The organism is Mesorhizobium sp. M7A.F.Ca.MR.362.00.0.0, from assembly GCF_004023175.1.
In the GTDB taxonomy this organism is placed as follows: domain Bacteria; phylum Pseudomonadota; class Alphaproteobacteria; order Rhizobiales; family Rhizobiaceae; genus Mesorhizobium.
In genome coordinates, this window is record NZ_RZTF01000450.1 from 2,339 (window position 1) to 4,868 (window position 2,530).

General features: G+C 60.8%; 4 protein-coding genes. All 4 read left to right on the forward strand.

Going from position 1 to position 2,530, the window contains the following annotated elements:
- Positions 1–275 precede the first annotated feature (275 nt).
- The gene (locus tag EOC06_RS32695; protein WP_128309735.1) at positions 276–944 is read left to right on the forward strand and encodes a hypothetical protein; all 669 of its coding nucleotides are present in this window, start codon (positions 276–278) and stop codon (positions 942–944) included.
- A gap of 67 nt (positions 945–1,011) precedes the next feature.
- On the forward strand, positions 1,012–1,275 hold the full coding sequence (locus EOC06_RS32700) for a DUF2312 domain-containing protein (protein ID WP_128309736.1): 264 nt from the start codon (positions 1,012–1,014) through the stop codon (positions 1,273–1,275).
- Between the two features lie 80 nt (positions 1,276–1,355).
- Positions 1,356–2,045: a hypothetical protein gene (locus EOC06_RS32705; RefSeq protein ID WP_164898864.1), complete on the forward strand. Its 690-nt coding sequence runs from the start codon at positions 1,356–1,358 to the stop codon at positions 2,043–2,045.
- A partial coding sequence (locus EOC06_RS32710) for a hypothetical protein (protein WP_164898865.1) occupies positions 2,042–2,530 on the forward strand: 489 nt, incomplete at its 3' end. The genes EOC06_RS32705 and EOC06_RS32710, both read left to right, overlap by 4 nt.

Consider the following 2,530-nt stretch of genomic DNA (forward strand, 5'->3'; position numbering starts at 1 on the left):
CTACCAACACACCACCCTGCCTGACCACCGCGTGGCCGACATCTGGGAGTTCTACCAACACATTGGCTTTGACTACAAGGCCATCCGCTATTCGACCGGCGAGCGCATCAGACGTTTCGACGGAACCAGGTACATTTAGGAGGACAAAACAGAGCAACAATTCTGGTGATACTATAGGACAAGAAGAAAAGGCCCGTCGTATTTCGGCGGGCCTTTCTTATTTCTCACTTACCGCAAGACGCGGTGACGAAAACGCAAAACGAAGGAAACTCTGAATGAACAATATCGACCCTGCCATCAATCAGGCAACCCAGGCCGCCGCCAACATCCCCCAGGACAATGCGAAGCAGAATGGCACTGTTGCCACCACCTCGCAGAACCAGGGCGCTGTCGCTCCCGCCGCCGGTCGCCCGATGGGCCTCGAAGACGCAATGGCCGGTGCCATCGTCGTCGACGAATGGCTGAAGGTGAACGAACATGGCCTGCAGATCGGCGCCAAGAAGCCGCTTCTGGAAGAGCTCCGGGTCGAGATCGACCTGAGCGATGTGGGCTACAGCGAGTCGGTCAAGTACGGCAACCCGGCGACCTACCGGAAGACCTACGACCGCGTGATGACCACGGACGGCGCGACCTGGCCCCAGGCCCTGTCGGAAGCCCGTGCAGTGGACCCGAGGGCCCGCCCGTACAAGTCCGCCGACATCCAGATGAAGCTGCTCGACGACGTCAAGCTGAAGGACGAGACGGTCACCGCCGGCACCGTCCTGGGCCACTCGTTCTCGACCACCGGCTTCAAGGCCTTTGCCCGACTGGTCAAGCAGATGACCAAGGACGGCGCCGACCCGGCCGGTGACACGATCGAAGTCACCGTGGGCTACTCGGAGCAGTCCGGCAACGGCAACAACTGGGGCATCCTCGACTTCCGCGACTACAAAGTCGTCGCGTAACTCCTGAAGCCTTCTGGGCGGGGCATTGCCCCGCCCTTTTTCTTTCCAACATCCCCCGGAGAACAAAATGGACAGCACTGAAGACAGCCGCGTCGTGGCTGCAGGACAACTGCGCGCCTTCATCGAACGCATCGAACGCCTCGAAGAGGAGAAGACCACGATCTCCGACGATATCAAGGAGATCTTCGCCGAGGCAAAGGGCACAGGCTTCGACACCAAGGCCATGCGCAAGATCATCGCCCGTCGCAAGCTCGACGCGGCCGAGCGCGCGGAACAGGACACGATCCTGGACCTGTACGAGGAAGCCCTCGGCATGGCGGCGGCCGACTGATGATCCGCGTGTACGATATGAACTCGTACCTGCGTGTCGAATTGGAGACAGACGTTTCGGGGCTCGCGCCCCGAAACTTTATGCAGGACGTTTTCTCCTGTCCCGATCCAGTCATCTGTGTTTGGGACGGACCCAAGGGAAGCCAGAAGCGCCGCGACATTTTTCCGGGATACAAGGTCGGCCGTAAGGCACCGGACACCGGCATCTACAACGGCTTCCACCTCACTCAAAAAACTCTGGAGCATTCGAAGGCGGTCCAGATCAAGGTCCCCGGCTACGAAGCCGACGACGTGATCGCGCTGCTTGCCCGCCGCTACGCCGCCAAGGGCGCCCTCGTGGCGATCTACTCGAACGACAAGGACATGTGGCAGCTCGTCGGCGAGTCCCCCAAGAACGTCGTCTGCGGTGCCAACCCGCTAAAGGGCGTCCTTCCCAAGGACACCCGCCTCTACAAGACCTGGGTCGGCGACAGCTCGGACAAGATCCCCGGCGTGCCTCGCTTCGGCGAGAGCCTGTGGGAAGAGAACGGCCCCCGGCGCCTCCAGCGCGCCACCGAGATGATCTTCGCCGGCCAGGATGGCTGGCAGAAACAGATCAAGCTCCAGCCGAAGATGGTCAGCTGGCTCGAAGAGAACCCCGACCAGCTCAAGATCTACTGGGAAATCGTCGGGTTCCTGGACGTGCCGGAAGACCTCGTCGTCGAGCACACCACCATCGGTCAGCCCGACTTCAACAAGGCCGACCTAGCCCTGAAGGAATTCATGCAATGACGATCAAGACCGTGCTGGTCGACGCTCGCAACGTCGACCAGTTGATCCCCCATATCGTCAGCCAGGTGAAGGCTGATCCCTTCATCGGCCTGGACTGCGAAACGCAGGATGATCTGCGCCACGACGGCCTGAACCAGTTCATGAAGGTCGACCCGGTCAGCCGGAGGAAATCGCCGGCCAAGAAGCTGGTGTTCGACATGAACCGGACGGTCATGACCGGCTTCTCGATCTATCCCGAGAAGTCCGACACGGCCTACTATCTAAACCTGGCGCACGCCGACGTCGCGAACCGCATCCCGTGGGACGCAGCCAAGGCCGTGCTCGACGCCAAGGCCGGCGATGCCTACTGGATCGCCCACAATGCGCCCTACGAGTTGAGCGCGTTCAAGCACTGCTTCCGCTACGAGCTACCGGAAATCATCTGCACCCTGCAGATGTGTGTGTCGGCCTATGGCCCCGATGAATACGACCCCAACAACTTCCGC